This is a genomic window from Nocardia grenadensis NBRC 108939, assembly GCF_001613445.1.
In the GTDB taxonomy this organism is placed as follows: Bacteria; Actinomycetota; Actinomycetes; order Mycobacteriales; family Mycobacteriaceae; genus Nocardia; species Nocardia grenadensis.
Window position 1 is genome coordinate 44,454 of the sequence record NZ_BDCJ01000008.1, and the last position, 16,057, is coordinate 60,510.

General features: G+C 70.2%; 11 protein-coding genes. 3 read left to right on the forward strand and 8 right to left on the reverse strand.

All coding sequences use genetic code 11. The annotated features are described in order from the left end of the window. Window positions 1-37 precede the first annotated feature (37 nt). Entirely contained in the window at window positions 38-4,585 is a 4,548-nt protein-coding gene (locus NGR01S_RS09275) for an ATP-dependent helicase (protein ID WP_157107180.1), read from the reverse strand. Window positions 4,586-4,664: 79 nt separating this feature from the next. After that, window positions 4,665-4,943, reverse strand: a complete 279-nt coding sequence (gene vapB / locus NGR01S_RS31765; RefSeq protein ID WP_063035776.1) for a type II toxin-antitoxin system VapB family antitoxin — start codon at window positions 4,941-4,943, stop codon at window positions 4,665-4,667. A 107-nt stretch (window positions 4,944-5,050) separates the two neighbouring features. On the opposite strand from vapB, the gene NGR01S_RS09285 reads away from it, so the two are divergent. Further along, window positions 5,051-5,602: a histidine phosphatase family protein gene (locus tag NGR01S_RS09285; protein ID WP_063035777.1), complete on the forward strand. Its 552-nt coding sequence runs from the start codon at window positions 5,051-5,053 to the stop codon at window positions 5,600-5,602. 10 nt (window positions 5,603-5,612) lie between these two features. On the opposite strand, the gene NGR01S_RS09290 is transcribed toward NGR01S_RS09285, so the two are convergent. Further along, on the reverse strand, window positions 5,613-7,451 hold the full coding sequence (locus tag NGR01S_RS09290) for a serine/threonine-protein kinase (protein ID WP_063035778.1): 1,839 nt from the start codon (window positions 7,449-7,451) through the stop codon (window positions 5,613-5,615). Between the two features lie 202 nt (window positions 7,452-7,653). Here NGR01S_RS09290 and NGR01S_RS09295 point away from each other — a divergent pair, with 202 nt between their 5' ends. Further along, window positions 7,654-7,998, forward strand: a complete 345-nt coding sequence (locus NGR01S_RS09295; RefSeq protein ID WP_063035779.1) for a hypothetical protein — start codon at window positions 7,654-7,656, stop codon at window positions 7,996-7,998. Between the two features lie 18 nt (window positions 7,999-8,016). Here NGR01S_RS09295 and lat read toward each other — a convergent pair whose 3' ends face one another. Then, window positions 8,017-9,375, reverse strand: coding sequence for an L-lysine 6-transaminase (gene lat, locus NGR01S_RS09300; protein WP_063035780.1), 1,359 nt, complete (start codon window positions 9,373-9,375; stop codon window positions 8,017-8,019). Window positions 9,376-9,460: 85 nt separating this feature from the next. Then, window positions 9,461-9,913, reverse strand: coding sequence for an Lrp/AsnC family transcriptional regulator (locus NGR01S_RS09305; RefSeq protein ID WP_030522498.1), 453 nt, complete (start codon window positions 9,911-9,913; stop codon window positions 9,461-9,463). A 112-nt stretch (window positions 9,914-10,025) separates the two neighbouring features. On the opposite strand from NGR01S_RS09305, the gene amaB reads away from it, so the two are divergent. Then, complete coding sequence (amaB, locus tag NGR01S_RS09310) at window positions 10,026-11,561, forward strand: L-piperidine-6-carboxylate dehydrogenase (protein ID WP_063035781.1); 1,536 nt, start codon at window positions 10,026-10,028, stop codon at window positions 11,559-11,561. On the opposite strand, the gene NGR01S_RS09315 is transcribed toward amaB, so the two are convergent. From NGR01S_RS09315 to NGR01S_RS09325, 3 genes are all read right to left on the reverse strand, one after another. Next, window positions 11,529-12,518, reverse strand: coding sequence for a patatin-like phospholipase family protein (locus NGR01S_RS09315; RefSeq protein ID WP_245664504.1), 990 nt, complete (start codon window positions 12,516-12,518; stop codon window positions 11,529-11,531). The genes amaB and NGR01S_RS09315 overlap by 33 nt on opposite strands. 127 nt (window positions 12,519-12,645) lie before the next feature. Next, on the reverse strand, window positions 12,646-14,433 hold the full coding sequence (locus NGR01S_RS09320) for an acetyl/propionyl/methylcrotonyl-CoA carboxylase subunit alpha (protein ID WP_063035782.1): 1,788 nt from the start codon (window positions 14,431-14,433) through the stop codon (window positions 12,646-12,648). A 641-nt stretch (window positions 14,434-15,074) separates the two neighbouring features. Beyond that, window positions 15,075-15,932, reverse strand: coding sequence for a sulfurtransferase (locus tag NGR01S_RS09325; protein WP_063035783.1), 858 nt, complete (start codon window positions 15,930-15,932; stop codon window positions 15,075-15,077). Window positions 15,933-16,057 lie beyond the last annotated feature (125 nt).

Sequence of the window (16,057 nt, forward strand, 5' to 3'; positions counted from 1 at the left end):
CGACCGCACACCACTGTCGGTGTTCAACGGTCGCCGATCACGGCCGGCCGACCGCACGCCGAAGACGGAGGCCCTGCGGGGTGCTGGCGAAACCGGCCTCGGTGAGGAAGTCGGCGAAGGTGTTGCCGTGTACCGATTCGCCGTCGACCCGGTCGATGACCAGTGAATCCGCCCGGCCCGCCCGGACGAGATCTGCCAGGGCGCCCGCTGCCGCCTGCCGGGCGGCGGGATCCTCGGTACAGGTGAGCAGGGTTTTCCCGCCGCGTTCCAGATAGAGGACCAGTTCGCCGTCGACCAGTACGACCAGCGCGCCCGCCTTGCGGCCCGGCCGGTGACCGGCCCCGCCCTCGGTTTTGGGCCAGGGTAGGGCGGCGCCGTAGGGGTTGGCCGGATCGCAGGCCGCCAGGGCCAGCGCGGCCTCGGCGGGCCGCCGGTCGCCGTCGAACGAGCGCAGGCGGTCCACCACGTCGGTCGTGGAGAACTGCGCACCGCCCAGCGAGTCGACGAAGTAGCCGCGGCGGCAGCGGCCGCGGTCCTCGAATTCGCTGAGCACGCGGTACACCAGCGCGAAACCGCCGGGCACACCCTCGCTCTGTACCGACCCCTTGGTGAGCACGCCGTAGCGCTCGAGTAGTAGGTCGGCGGTGGCGTGCGCGCGGACCGTGTTGTCGGTTGTGCGCTCGGGTAGCAGCGACCAGCGCCCCGCCACGGTGGGCGGGCCCGACCGGCTCGGCATCGCCGGCCGGGGGAGGTAGGTGCGCCCGCGGGGTGCGCGCCGCGGGGTGCGATGCGCGGTCGGGGTCCGGGTGGAGCCGGAGAGTCGGGCACGCACCGGGGCGAATGTATCGCCGGAGACGAGGCCCGCCCACACCAGGTCCCACAGGGCGGCCGTGACCGCGGCGTCGTCCAGCAGGCCTGTTGTATCCGATAGTTGGCGGAAGAAATACGCGCCCGCACTGTGCGGCACCGATGCCGCGGCATCGACTCCGGCTCGCTGCTCCGCGGGCGCCGTGCGCGCCGGGCCGGCGCCGAGCGCGGTGAGCAGCGCCAGGTGGGTTTCGGTGAACTCCGGTTCGTCGGCCGGCGGCAGGCTGAGCGGAGCCTGATCGGCCGGATGCAGCGCGATCCAGCCATCCTTGGCGTTGATGGCGCCGTGGCCGGACCAGCGCACCTCGCCGGTGGCCATGAGCTCGTCGAGGAAGGCGGGGGAGTAATCGCGGACCCGTGCCGGGAACACCAGCGATTCCCACGCCGAAGCGGGCACCGGGACGCCGGCGAGTTGCTCCACCACCATCGCCACGCCGTCGATTCCGCGCAGCTCGCCGGTCCCGATGTGCTGCCAATCGGGCAGGAACCGGCCGAAGGCGCCGGTGGACACCGGTTCGACCTCGTGCCGGGCGGCGGCGAGGCTACGCCGCCGCAGCCGCCGCAGCACCTGGGCGTCACACCACTCCGAACCGCCGGTCTCCGGGGTGAACTCACCTTCCACCACGCGCTTCTCGAGGCCGAGCCGGTGCAGCGCGGCCGCCGCGACCGCCGGGCCCAGACCGAACCGGTGCGCGACCGACTCGGTGGCGAACGGCCCGTGCGTGCGGGCGTAGCGGGCCACCAGATCGCCGAGCGGATCGGGTACCGGTTCGATGAAGGCGGCCGGGGTGCCGATCGGCAGGGGCACCCCGAGCGCATCGCGCAGGCGCGCCGCGTCCTCGATGGCGGCCCACCATGTCTGCCCCGCGTAGGAGACCTCGAGCGCGCGCCGGGCGCCGGCGAGTTCGGCGAACCAGTCCGCGGGGTCCGCGCGGCAGCGCTCCCGGGCCTCGGCGGGGGTCAGCGGGCCGAGTAACCGCAGGAGATCGGCCAGGCCCTCCATATCCCGCGCGTGGCGTTCCGGTGTGCGGCGCTGGAGCTCCAGTTCGACCTGCGCGATGACCTCGCTGTCCAGCAGTTCCCGCAACTCCACCCGGCCGAGCAGTTCGGCGAGCAGGGCGGAGTCCAGGGACAGGGCCGCGGCACGCCGTTCGGCCAGCGGACTGTCGCCGTCGTACATGAACTGGCCGATGTAATCGAAGAGCAGCGCGTTGGCGAACGGGGACGGGGTGGCCGTCTCCACCTCGACCAGCCGCACCTGGCGGCGCGCCACCGCGGTGAGCAGATCCCGGAGCGCGGGCAGATCGTACACATCGCGCAGGCATTCGCGCACCGTCTCCAGCAGGATCGGGAAGGCCGGGAATTTCCTTGCCACATCTAGTAATTGGGCCGAGCGCTGCCGCTGCTGCCACAGTGGTGCGCGCCGTCCGGGATCGCGGCGCGGCAGCAGCAGCGCCCGGGCCGCGCACTCCCGGAAACGGGACGCGAACAGTGCCGACCCGCCGACCTGCTCGGTGACCAGGTCATCGATCTCGTCGGGTTCGAACACGAACAGCTCCGCGCCCGGCGGCTCGTCGGTGGTGTCGGGCAGCCGCACCACGATGCCGTCGTCGGAGGCATTCGGGGCGGCGTCGACGCCGAAGCGTTCGCGCAGACGGGCGCCCACCGCCAGTGCCCAGGCCGCGTGGACCGGCATTCCGTACGGCGAGTGCAGGACCAGCCGCCAGTCACCGAGTTCGTCGCGGAAACGTTCGACCACCAGGGTGCGATCGGTGGGCAACCGGCCGGTCGCACTGCGCTGGTCTTCCAGCAGCGCGCGCAGATTCGCGGTCGCGTTCTCGTCGAGACCGGCCGCGGTGGTCTGTTCGGTGAGGGTTTCCGGGGAGGTCTGCGCACCCGCCCGGCGAACGAATTCGCCCAGCGCGGCGCCGAGTTCGGCCGGGCGGCCGAGTGAATCACCGTGCCAGAACGGCAAGCGACCGGGGTGGCCGAAGGCGGGGGTCACCAGGACCCGGTCGTAGGTGATCTCCTCGATGCGCCAGCTGGTGGCGCCGAGGGCGAAGACATCGCCGACCCGTGACTCGTAGACCATCTCCTCGTCGAGTTCGCCCACCCGCGAAGCCTTCTCGCCGACCATGTACACCGCGAACATGCCGCGATCGGGGATCGCGCCGCCCGAGGTCACCGCCAGTCGCTGGGCACCGGGCCGGCCGGTGAGGGTGCCGGCGTCGCGGTCCCAGACCAGGCGCGGCCGGAGTTCGGCGAACTCGTCGGAGGGGTAGCGACCGGCCAGCAGATCCAGGACCGCCTCGTAGGAGGAACGGGGAAGCGCGGCATAGCTGCCCGTGCCGCGCACGGTCTCGAACCAGGTATCGACGTCCAGCGGTTCCAGGGCGCAGGCCGCGACCGTCTGCTGGGCGAGGATGTCCAGCGGATGCGCGGGGATCTTCAGCGCCTCGATCTGCCCGGCCAGCATTCGCTGCGCGGCCACCGCGCAGTGCACCACGTCGGTGCGGTGCTTGGGGAAGAGCACGCCGCGCGATATCTCGCCCACCTGATGCCCGGCCCGGCCGATGCGCTGCAGCCCGCTCGCCACCGAGGGCGGCGCCTCGACCTGCACCACCAGGTCCACCGCGCCCATATCGATACCGAGTTCGAGGCTGCTGGTGGCCACCACACAGCGCAGCCGGCCGCTCTTGAGGTCGTCCTCGATGAGGGCCCGCTGTTCCTTGCTCACCGAACCGTGATGCGCCCGGGCCAGCAGCGGTTCGGCGCCGTGGTTGACCTCGGTCGACGGGCCGAGCTGGGCGGGCGGGGCGTGGGCGATTTCCACCGATTCGCCCAGCCGGCCGGCGTAGGCCTCGTTCAGCCGGGCGGTCAACCGTTCGGCGAGCCGCCGCGAATTGGCGAACACGATCGACGAACGGTGTTCGAGTACGAGTTCGACGATCGCCTCGTCCACATGCGGCCACAGTGATCCGGGCTGATCCGACTCGCCCGGCTCGGTCATATCCGGGACCGGGACCCGTACCGAGAGGTCGAAGGTTTTGGGTGCGGGTGGGTTGACCACGGTGATCGGCGCCGAACCCACCAGGTACCGGCCCACCTCCGCGGGCGGCCGGACGGTCGCGGACAGGCCGATCCGCTGCGCGGGCCGCTCGGTGAGGGTGTCCAGCCGGGCCAGCGACAGCGCCAGATGCGACCCCCGCTTCGAACCGGCGATGGCGTGCACCTCGTCCACGATCACCGTGCGCACGCCGCGGAGGGTTTCCCGGGCCGCGGAGGTGAGCATGAGGAACAGCGATTCCGGGGTGGTGATGAGGATATCGGGTGGGGTGCGTTGCAACCGGCGGCGCTCCTGGGCGGTGGTGTCCCCGGAACGGACGCCGACGCTGATCTCCGGCGCCGGCAGACCGAGACGGCGGGCCGTCTGGCGCACGCCGACCAGCGGCGCGCGCAGATTGCGCTCCACGTCCACGGCCAGGGCCTTGAGCGGGGAGATGTAGAGCACCGAGGTACCCGATTCCGGCGGATCGCCCGCGGCCAGCCGGTCGATGGCCCACAGGAACGCCGACAGGGTCTTGCCGGACCCTGTCGGCGCGATCACCAGGGTGTGCTCACCGGCCGCGATCGCCTGCCACGCGCCCAGCTGGGCGGCCGTCGGCGCGGGAAACGCACCATCGAACCACTGCTGGGTGGCGGCGGAGAACTCGGTCACGGAAACCAGTGTGCACCGGAGCACCGACACCGGTGCGGGCGTGACCCGGCCGACGCGGGCCGGCCGGGCGGCCGACCGGTCAGGCGGGGGCTCCGCCGACCATCTCGGGACCGGTGATTCCCGGGTCGGTGAATTCTGTTTCGGCGAGGTCGGCAGAGAGTAGGTCGGGGGTCCGGGCCTCGCCGCCGAGTCCGGCCAGCCGGATCAGATCCTCGGTGGTCACGCCGCCGACCCGCCGGAACTCCCGGCTGAGTCGGCGGCGGAGGAATTCGGTACGGGATATACCCAGGCCATTGGCTTGCCGGTCGATCTCGTCGATGACCGCACCGGGCACGGCGCGGATGAGTATGTCTGTCATTCCTCGATCACCTCCTGGCTGGCAGCGGGGCACGATGGACCGGGAGCCGGAATGGTGTTTCTTCGAGCCGGCTACCGGTGACAGTCCGGCGTTTCTATGCTTCGACGGTGCCTGGTGTTCGGAAACTCGATCTGATCTCCCACGGTGTCACCGAGGCGTTACGGGCGGCGCGTTTCCCGGCCGATGAACCGCTCACCCCGGCGGGGCGGGCGGCGCTGGCGGACCGGGCGGTCGAACCACCGGCAGGCGCACGGATAGTCGCGGGCCCGGAGCGGCGGACCAGAGAGACTGCCCGGCTACTGGGCTTGGATGCCGCACCACTGTCGAGATTACGCGATCTCGACGCGGGCGCCTGGCGTGGTGCGGAACCGGGCCTGTTGCCGCCGGAAGACGTGGGTCGCTGGCTCACCGATCCCGCATACCGCGGCCACGGCGGAGAGTCCGTCCTGGATCTGCTGGACCGGGTCCGCGGGTGGCTCGGCGAGCCGGCCGGTGGCGAGGCGCCGCATACCATCGCGGTGACCCACCCGGCGGTGATCCGGGCGGCGCTGGTCGTGGCGCTGGCGGCCGCCCCGGAATCGTTCTGGCGTTTCGATGTGGCGCCGGGCGCTCGGGTCCGGCTGCAGCACCGGACCGCGTGGACACTCCGGTTGAACTGACCCGCCGAGGTTACCGGGCGTCCAAGGCGACCGTGGTGCCGAACGAGAGCGGGAAATCGCGGAAGGTCATGCGCGCGGGCACCGATCCGATGGGTATCTCGTAGACCAGGTGGGTGCCCAGCGACTCATCCGGTTGCAGGGTGCGCGGCGCGGCCGCGGCGGCCGCGCGCTGCGCGGTGGCGGTCACATCGGGGGCGTATTTCGCGCCCGCCGTATCGTGGAGTTCCTGCCCGAGCGGCAGGTAGGTCTTCGGTTGGGCGGCGATATTGCGCACGGTGAAGCTGACCACCACGAATGTCCCCTCGGCACGTTCGATACCGACCGCGCTCACCCCCGACACCACATCGCGGACCGCGAATTCGAAGTTGCCGTCCCGGACCGGGACGCCGGGATCGGCGACGCTCCCGGCTGCCGGCGTGCCGTCGCCACCGAAGAACCGGATCGACCCGGCACCTCCGGCGAGCGCGGCCACACAGCCGCCGATCAGTAGGAGCGGAACTACCACGAGCACGATCGGCCACAGCAGCAACCGGCGCATGAGGCTTTTGCGGCGCCGCGGCGGTTTGGTCCGGGGGCGCGCCGGGCGGCGGCGGGGCGGGGGGCCGGGAGCGTGCGGTGCGGGCCGGTTCGGCGCGACCGCCGGGCCCGCATTGCCGCGGCCGTGCGGCGCGGGTCCGGGGATCTGCGCGGGACCGGGTCGCGGCCTGGTCTCCAGACGTGTGTATGCCCGGGTCGAGGGATGGGCCGCGGGAGGCACCGGTCCCGGGTCGCCGGGAGTGTGTCCGGTGTAGGCCCGGGTGGCCGGATGCGACGGGGACTGCCGGACTGCCGAATCACCGGGCGCGTACTCGGTGTAGGCCCGGGTGCCCGGGTACGCCGGGGACTGCTCGGCCGCCGGGCTGCCGGGTTCGTATGCCGTGTAGGCCCGGGTGCCCGGATGGGCAGCGACCGCCGCGGCGGGCCGGTCGTCCAGTTCGTAGTGACGGGTCCCGGGATGTTCCACCGCGCCGGGGTCCGGCGCCGTCGCCGCACCGAGAGCGCCCCGCGCGGCCCGCGCGAACTCGCCGGCGGTGCGGTAACGGTCATCCGGGTTCTTGGCCAGCGCCCGGGCGATCACCCGATCCAGTTCCACGGGGACCCCTGGAACCAGCATGCGCACGCTGGGCGGCGGGGTCGTGAGATGGTCGTGCATCTGCCGCGCCGGATCGGTATCGCCGAACGGGCGGGTACCGGCCAGGCATTCGTAGAGCACACAACCCAGGGAGTAGATATCGGCGCGGGCGTCGGTGCTCCCGGTGAACCGTTCCGGGGCCATGTACGCCCAGGTCCCGACCGCCAGTCCGGAGGCGGTGAGGGCGGTACTGCCGACGCCGTGGGCGATACCGAAGTCGATAAGGTACACGAAGCCGTCGCGCCGGACGACGATATTGGACGGTTTCACATCCCGGTGCACCAGTCCGGCCCGGTGCGCGGCATCCAGCGCCGCCGCGGTCTGGGCGACGATATCGACCGCGCGCCGCGGCGGCAGTGGGCCGTTCGAACGCAGGACACGACCCAGATCGTCGCCCTCGACGTATTCCATTTCGATGAACAGGCGGCCGTCCAGCGCACCATGGGCGTGGATCGGCACGATATGGCTGTCGTGCAGACGGGCGGCGAGTTCGGCTTCGCGCTCGAACCGGCTGCGGTAGGTCTGGTCGGCGGCGAGTTCGACGGGGAGCAGCTTGAGCGCGACCCGCCCGCCCGGGCGGCCGCCCGCGGGCTCGGCGTGGGCGAGCCACACCTGGCCCATCCCACCCTGGCCGAGCAATCGCTCGAGCCGGTAGCGGCCCAATCGCTGCCCGCTCATGACGCATCCTTCCCTGTCCCGGCCCACGGTCCTTGCGGTCGCGGGGATCCGGGACCTGCCCGGGGCCGGACTGTACCCCGACCCTATCCACGGTCGGCGGCACGGCACAGTGTGAGGTCACCGACCGATAAGTCCGCGACCGTGACCCCGCGAAGCCGCACCGGCGTCGGCCGGGCCCGCCGGTCTGTGCGAGGGTGACCGGATGGAGGCGATCGAGATCAACGCGGGCGCATGGTATCTGCGGGCGCTGCGGGCCGATGACCGGATCGATGACCGGCCCGCGCTGGCCTCGGGCGGGATCACCGACCCGGATTACGTGGCCCGCCGCGGCGCCGAGTGGGCGGCGGAAACCCATTACTCCTGGGCGGTGTGCCAGCCGGCCACCGCGGAACTGGTCGCGGAGATCGGGGTGACCCCGCGACCGGATGGGACCGCCGCGGTCGAGGGCTGGGCCCGGCCCGGTCAGCAGGCGGCGCTGATCGCCGCGGCGGAGGCGGTGCGCCGGTTCGCCGCGGGGGCGTTGGGGCTGCGCCCCGACGCGGTGTGATCGCCGGCCGGGCCGGTGTCAGCCGAGGTCGCTGAGCACGCGGTCCAGCGCGGTTACCGCCGCGATGAGCTCGCCGGGTTCCACCGTCAGCGGTGGCCGGAAACGGATGCCGCGTTCGCCGGAGCCGATCATGAGCACCCGTTCGCGTTCCCACAGTGTGGTGAGGACGGCATCACGGAAGGTGTTGTCCGACAGCGTGACAGCACACATCAGACCGCGCCCGCGTGGTTCGGTGACCGCGGGCTGCCGCTCGGCGAGGTCACGCAGCAGGTCGAGCAGCAGCACACCCAGATCGGCGGCCCGGGCGATCAGATCTTCGCGTTCGATGACTTCGAGGATCCGGGTGGCCCGCACCATATCGGTGAGATTGCCACCCCAGGTGGAGTTCAGCCGCGAGGGCACGGTGAAGACATTGTCGTCGAGCTCGTCCACCCGGCCGCCGGCCATGATCCCGCACACCTGCGTCTTCTTCCCGAATGCCACCACGTCCGGTTCCAGGCCGAGTTGCCGGTAGGCCCATGTGCTTCCGGTGATGCCGACGCCGGTCTGCACCTCGTCGAGGACGAACAGCGCGTCGTTGGCGTGGCACAGTTCCTGGACCGCGCGCAGGAATTCCGGGCGCATATGCCGGTCGCCGCCTTCGCCCTGGATCGGTTCGGCGATGAAGCAGGCGATTCCGTGGGGCCGCTCGGCGAAGGCGCGGGCGGCCTGCTCGAGGGCGCGTCGCTCCGCCGCCTCGATATCGGTATCCGGACCGAGCCAGGGTGTTTCGATCCGCGGCCAGTCGAAGGCCGGGAAGCGCTCGGTTTTGACCGGGTCGGTGTTGGTCAGCGACAGGGTGTATCCGCTGCGGCCGTGGAACGCGCCCGTCAGGTGCAGCACCCCGCCCTCGTAGCCGGGTCGGGGTGTGCGCCCGTGGAGTTCGTTGTGCCGGCTCTTCCAGTCGAAGGCGGTTTTGAGCGCGTTCTCCACCGCGAGCGCGCCGCCGTCGATGAGGAACAGGTGCGGTAGGCGCGGATCGCCGAGCACCCGGACGAAGGTGTCCACGAAACGCGCCATCTCGACCGTGTAGATATCGGAGTTGCTCGGCTTGTTCAGTGCGGCCGTGGTCAATTCGGCGCGGAACCCGGCGTCCTCGGTCAGCGCGGGATGGTTCATCCCGAGCGCGCTGGAGGCGAAGAAACCGAACATATCGAGGTAGTCGCTGCCGTCGCGGGCGTCCACCAGATGGCGGCCGCGGGATGCGCGCAGGTCGAGTACCAGGTCGAAACCGTCGGCGAGCATACTGGCCGACAGGGTCTCGAACACGCGAGAGGCGGGGATGCGGCCATCTGTCCTGCCATCACCCGTGCCGGAGTGCTCCAGTTCGATGGTCACACTCCGACGGTACGGGACTGGATACCGGCTTGTCAGGAAGATTTACTGACAAGTCCGTAACTAATGAGAGTTGTTACGGTCTCGACTACTTTTCGTAGAATGTCTGAAGGATTATGGTGCTTCGGGTTCGGACATTGGCCGTCGCCCGGATCTGCTGCAGCAACTGTTCCAGATGCCGTGGCGAGGCCACCCGGACCAGCAGGATGTAGCTCTCGTCGCCCGCCACCGAATGGCAGGCCTCGATGCCCGGCATGTTCTGCAGCGCCGCCGGGGCATCGTCGGGCTGGGAAGGGTCGAGAGGAGTGATCGCCACAAATGCCGACAGCAGCTGTCCCAGCGCTTCGGGATCGACATTCGCGGTATAGCCACGGATCACGCCGCGCGCCTCGAGCCTGCGCACCCGTGACTGCACGGCGGATACCGAAAGACTCGCCTTCTCGGCCAGATTGGACAGGGTCGCCCGTCCATCGGCCATCAGTTCCCGGATCAGCAGGCGATCGATCTCGTCCAGGGTTGGTTTTGCCGGTGTTTCCGCCATCAGCGAAGGCTAACGTAGCGGGCACACCGCCGGAACACTGTTGTGAACGTTCATTCTCCGGCTGTGCCATTCGCACAGCGTATTTCGTCCGGCCGAACCCGAGGAGTTCGCGATGACCGAGACCGAACAGCAGACCGTCCCCGCCGGATACGCCGACCGGATCGGCGCGCTGCTACGCGCACTGGAGATCCCGCACCCGGCACCCGGCGATATGCTCGTGCGCTGCCCGATCGACGGCGGAGTGCTGGTCGCCCTGCGGCCCGACGGCCCCGCCGACATCGATACCGCGATAACCGAAGCGGCCGCCGCCTTCGCTTCCTGGCGGCTGGTCCCGGCGCCGCAGCGGGCGGGCGTAGTGCGCGAACTCGCCGTACTGCTGCGCCGCCATCAGGACGAACTCGCCGAACTCGTCACTCTCGAAGTGGGCAAGATCCCCGCCGAGGCACGCGGCGAGGTACAGGAGATGATCGATATCTGCGAGTTCGCGGTGGGGCTGTCGCGCCAGCTCTACGGGTACACGATGGCCTCGGAGCGACCGGGCCACCGGCTCATGGAGACCTGGCATCCGCTCGGTGTCGTCGGGGTGATCTCGGCCTTCAACTTCCCGGTCGCTGTCTGGGCCTGGAATACCGCCGTCGCGCTGGTCTGCGGCGACACCGTGGTGTGGAAGCCCTCGGACCGCACCCCGCTCACCGCCCTCGCCTGCCATACGCTGCTGCGCCGCGCCGCCGCCACCGCCGGGGCGGACGGCCGGATCCACCAGCTGATCCTGGGTTCCGCGGATGCCGGTGTGCGGCTGACCGACGACGAGCGGATCGCGTTGGTCAGCGCGACGGGGTCGGTGGCGATGGGTCGCGCGGTCGGTCCGCGCGTGGCCGCCCGATTCGGGCGTTGCCTGCTGGAACTGGGCGGGAACAACGCGGCCGTGGTCGGCCCGTCCGCCGATCTGGATCTGGCGGTCCGGGCCATCGTCTTCGCGGCCGTCGGTACCGCCGGACAGCGCTGTACCAGTCTGCGCCGGCTCATCGTGCACTCCTCGGTCGCCGACGAACTGCTGGACCGGCTGGTGCGGGCGTACCGGCAGCTGCGGGTGGGCAACCCGTTGGACCCGGGTATCCAGGTGGGGCCGCTGCACGGGTCCGGCGCGTGGGCCGGCATGCGGGACGCGCTGGCGCGCGCCCGCCGCGACGGTGGCACGGTGCTGTGCGGGGGCGAGCGGGTCGAACCAGAGGGGGTGGGACCCGCCGCGTACTACGCCGACCCGGCGATCGTCCGGATGCCCGACCAGACCGCGGTGGTGCGCGAGGAAACCTTCGCGCCGATCCTCTACGTCCTCACCTACGACGATTTCGACACCGCCCTGACCCTGCACAACGCTGTACCGCAGGGATTGTCCTCGGCGATCTTCACCACCGACCAGCGGGAGGCCGAACGCTTCCTCGCCGCCGACGGTTCGGACTGCGGTATCGCCAATGTCAACATCGGCACCTCCGGCGCGGAGATCGGCGGCGCGTTCGGCGGCGAGAAGCACACCGGCGGCGGCCGCGAATCGGGCTCGGACGCGTGGAAGGCCTATATGCGGCGCGCCACCAACACCATCAACTACTCGACCGATCTACCCCTGGCCCAGGGCATCCGCTTCGACTGACGGCGGCGTCGGTCGGCAGGGTTCGGCGGATAAGGGACGGAACTCGGAGAAGAACTCGGCCGCCACGCGGCGGCCGATCTCCATACCGCGCGCCAAGACGCCGGGATCGGTTTCGACGCTGCTGATATCCGGTGACCCGGCCGGCGGATGGATCTGGCAGGCCGCCGCACCCATCCCGGCGATCACCCCGTCCTCCAGCGCCTGCTGGCCGGGCCGCAGTTTCCAGGCCCGGTAGGCGCCGGGGGCGGTGAACCGCATATAGGTGCCGCCGACCACGTCGTGCAACCAGGGCGGCGGTGGGCGGCGTTCGTCGGCGCGCCGGGTCCGCAGGATGAGCGCGTGGGTGGCCCCCGCCTGCAGCGCGCTGCGAACGGGGACCGTTTCCGAGAGACCGCCGTCGAAGTAGCGGCGTCCACCCAGCGCCACCGGCGGGCCGGCCAGCAGCGGCAGTCCGGACGATGCCCGGAGCGCGGTCTGCAGCGTCGCCTTGTCGACGATGAACGGATGCAGGTCCACCGGTTCGCCGGTGTGGATATCGGTGGCGATGGGGTGGAAGGTGGTCTCGTTGGCCAGGATGGCCGGAAAATCCATCGGATGCAGGCCGTCGTACACCTTGTGCACCAGATAGTTCAGATCGAACGCGGGCCGGCCGCGCAGCATCCGGGCCGGGGCGATGGCCCGGCGCATGATCGCGGCGTCGGTCCAGGCCTGCATACCCCGCCCCGCCCGGCCGCACAGCAGCCACGCCGCGTTGATCGCGCCCGCCGAGGTGCCGTACACCGCATCGAAGACCCCGGCCATACCGAGCTGCTCCAGCGCGTGCACCATTCCGCTGGAGTACACCCCGCGGCTGCCGCCACCCTCGACCACGAGTACGAGCCGATGGCCGTCGGTCCGGCTCGCGGATGCGAAACGGTCGCGGATCACCTCCGCGACCGTCGGTTGTACTGCGCTCACCCGGTCACCATACGCCGGAGCGGGTGGCGGCCATCGGCCGCTCACCCGCTCCGGAACAGTGTGCATCTACTGTTGGCTCACCGGTCGGCACGCTGTCGCATACCGAGCGCGGCCCGCAGCACAGCGGCTACTTGATCTCGGCGAGAACGGTGCCCTGGGTGATCGCGGCGCCGGCTGCCACGTTCAGTCCGGTGACCACACCGGCCTTGTGCGCATTGACCGGGTTCTCCATCTTCATGGCCTCGAGCACCACGATCAGATCGCCCGCCTCGACGGTCTGGCCTTCCTCCACCGCGACCTTGACCACGGTGCCCTGCATCGGGGCGGTGACCGCGTCACCGGAGGCGGCGCCGCCGCCCGCGCCGCCCCGCGTCCGCGGCTTCGGCTTCTTGCGGACGGCACCGGCCGCCGCCGGAGCGCCGGAACCGATCGAGAACTGGCCCGGCAGCGACACCTCGACGCGGCGGCCACCGACCTCGACCACGACCTTCTGTCGCGGTTCGTCGTCCGCTTCGGCCGGGGCGCCGCCGGTGAACGGCTCGACGGTGTTCTTCCACTCGGTTTCGATCCACTTGGTGTAGACGTCGAACGATTCGCCGTCGCCGATGAAGGCCGGATCCTCGACGATGGCCCGGTGGAACGGGATGACCGTGGCCAGACCCTCCACGTGGAACTCGGCGAGTGCCCGCCGCGCCCGCTCCAGGGCCTGGGTCCGGTTCTCGCCGGTGACGATCAGTTTGGCCAGCATCGAGTCGAACTGGCCGCCGATCACACTGCCCTGCACCACGCCGGAGTCGACGCGCACACCCGGGCCGGTCGGCTCGGAGTACACGGTGACCGGGCCCGGAGCGGGCAGGAAGTTGCGGCCCGCGTCCTCGCCGTTGATCCGGAACTCGAAGGAGTGGCCGCGCGGGGTCGGATCCTCGGTGATCTCCAGCTTCTCGCCGCCTGCGATGCGGAACTGCTGGCGGACCAGGTCGATACCGGAGGTCTCCTCGGTGACCGGGTGCTCGACCTGCAGGCGGGTGTTGACCTCCAGGAACGAGACGGTATCGCCCTGCACCAGGTACTCGACGGTGCCGGCGCCGTAGTATCCGGCCTCCTTGCAGATGGCTTTGGCCGAAGCGTGGATGCGCGCGCGCTGATCATCGGTCAGGAACGGGGCCGGAGCCTCCTCGACCAGCTTCTGGAAGCGCCGCTGCAACGAGCAGTCGCGGGTGCCGGCGACGATCACGTTGCCGTGCTGGTCGGCGATCACCTGGGCCTCGACGTGACGGGCCTTGTCCAGGTACTGCTCGACGAAGCATTCGCCGCGACCGAAGGCGGCGACCGCTTCACGGGTCGCCGATTCGAACAGTTCGGGGATCTCCTCGATCGTGTGCGCGACCTTCATCCCGCGGCCGCCGCCACCGAAGGCGGCCTTGATCGCGACCGGCACGCCGTACTTCTTCGCGAACTCGACGACCTCGTCGGCGTTCTTCACCGGGTCCTTGGTGCCCGCGGCCATCGGCGCCTTCGCCCGCTCGGCGATATGCCGCGCGGTGACCTTGTCACCGAGGTCGCGGATGGACTGCGGCGACGGGCCGATCCAGATCAGCCCGGCGTCGAGGACGGCCTGGGCGAAGTCGGCATTCTCGGAGAGGAAGCCGTAGCCGGGGTGGATGGCGTCGGCGCCGGATTTGGCGGCGGCATCCAGGATCTTGTCGAAGACCAGGTAGGACTCGGCAGAGGTCTGCCCGCCGAGGGCGAAGGCTTCGTCGGCGAGCTCGACGAAGGGTGCGTCGGCATCGGGCTCCGCGTAAACCGCGACACTGCCGAGGCCGGCGTCCTTGGCCGCCCGGATAACGCGCACGGCAATCTCGCCTCGGTTAGCTACGAGTACCTTCGTGATCCGCGCGCTGGCATGGCTGGGCACTGAGCCTCCTGTGTGCAATCTCTGTGTTCGCTGTGCGGGATGGGCCGCGCTTCGGCTCCGCTCCCGCGGATCGGGGTCCGCTGTCCGGCTTCCGAAGAGGATCGGATCGCTTGGTGGGCTCCGGGTCCGTGGGTTCGGATCCGCTACGCGGGCTCCGCGCCCGTGGTCGACACTATCTGTCTGGGGGCGAGTGTAGGCAGTCTGCCAACAAAGCCGGAACTCGGATAGGGCTACCGGGCAGTAGGTCGCAGATCACAATGGGTCGGAGCCGACTATGTGGCACACTGCTGCGCTTTTGGCGGCGCCTGCGGCGTCGCGGGGTCGAGGCCCCCTTGGTCTCGCCGTTTCGTCTTCGAGACCCGAGCCTTCGGCTCATGCGATGTGCGGGGGGTCGTCCATGGAGAGCGACCTTTGAGCGCCTTCGGCCAAGGGGCGAGACGGGCCTCGACCACGTCCGCCCCACGCCACCACATGAGTCGAGACGCCACCGCATGCGTCGAGCCACCGCATGCGTCGAGTTGTACGACGGGTCAGGACAAGCCAACTGCGGGGCCGCCACCATCCTCACTGTTTTACGAGACACCTCGAAGGTTGCAGGTGGCCGGGCGGACCTCCTGTTTTGCGGGCACGGGGAGCTCCCGTCACACCCCGCCGGTGGCTATGGGCATGCGGACCGAGTTTCCCCATTCGGTCCAGGAGCCGTCGTAGTTGCGTACCGTCTCGTGGCCCAGCAGATACTTCAGGACGAACCAGGTGTGGCTGGAGCGTTCGCCGACACCGCTGTAGACGGTGACCGGGCCCGGCTCGATGGTGCCGTAGATCTCGTCCAGTTCGGTGCGGCCGCGGAAGCGGGAACCGGCGGTGAGGGCGCTGGTCCAGGGAATGTTGACCGCGGTGGGGATGTGGCCGCCCCGCAGGGCGGTGCCGGGGCCGCCCTCGCCGGGGTCGCCCGCGTATTCGTGCGGGGAGCGCACGTCGACCAGCGGTTCGCCCAGGTGCTCGAGGACATCGTCGCGGAAAGCGCGGATCGATGTATCGTCCCGCTCGACCTGCGGATACCGGCTGCACGCCGGTTCGGGGGTTTCGAAGACCATATCGCGGCCCTCGGCGACCCAGGCGTCGCGACCGCCGTCGAGCAGCCGGACGTCCCGGTGTCCGAACATGGTGAAAAGCCACAGCGCGTGTGCGGCGTGCGAGTTACCGTCATTGCCGTACAACACGACGGTGTCGTCGTATTCGACGCCGCGGGCGCGCATGAGTGCGGTGAACCGCTCGCCATCGATATAGTCACGGGTCACCGGGTCGTCGAGGTCGCTGCGCCAGTCGAGCTTGCTGGCCCCGGGAACATGGCCTATGCCGTAGAGGAGGACGTCGGCATTACATTCGATGATCTTCAAACCGGGCGTGCCGAGGTTTGCCGACAGCCATTCCGTGGTTACCAGACGGTGTGGGTGCGCATAGGAAGCGAAGGCGGGATATGGGTCCGGGGCGACGGGCACGTTCGGGTTCCTTCACAGGAGGCGGGCAGTGCTGACGACAGGTTCGAGCCGCACTGTGGATAGTAAGTGTGGCTTGACGTGAATCTGTTGATGAGCACAGAGTCGGTGCAATGGGCGATTTGATC

Excerpts from the sequence above, each read along its gene's own strand:
- NGR01S_RS09295 (WP_063035779.1), top strand. The coding sequence starts at position 7,654 with ATGGAGGCGATCGAGATCAACGCGGGCGCATGGTATCTGCGGGCGCTG.
- vapB (WP_063035776.1), bottom strand. The coding sequence starts at position 4,943 with ATGACAGACATACTCATCCGCGCCGTGCCCGGTGCGGTCATCGACGAG.
- NGR01S_RS09290 (WP_063035778.1), bottom strand. The coding sequence starts at position 7,451 with ATGAGCGGGCAGCGATTGGGCCGCTACCGGCTCGAGCGATTGCTCGGC.
- amaB (WP_063035781.1), top strand. The coding sequence starts at position 10,026 with ATGACCGAGACCGAACAGCAGACCGTCCCCGCCGGATACGCCGACCGG.
- NGR01S_RS09305 (WP_030522498.1), bottom strand. The coding sequence starts at position 9,913 with ATGGCGGAAACACCGGCAAAACCAACCCTGGACGAGATCGATCGCCTG.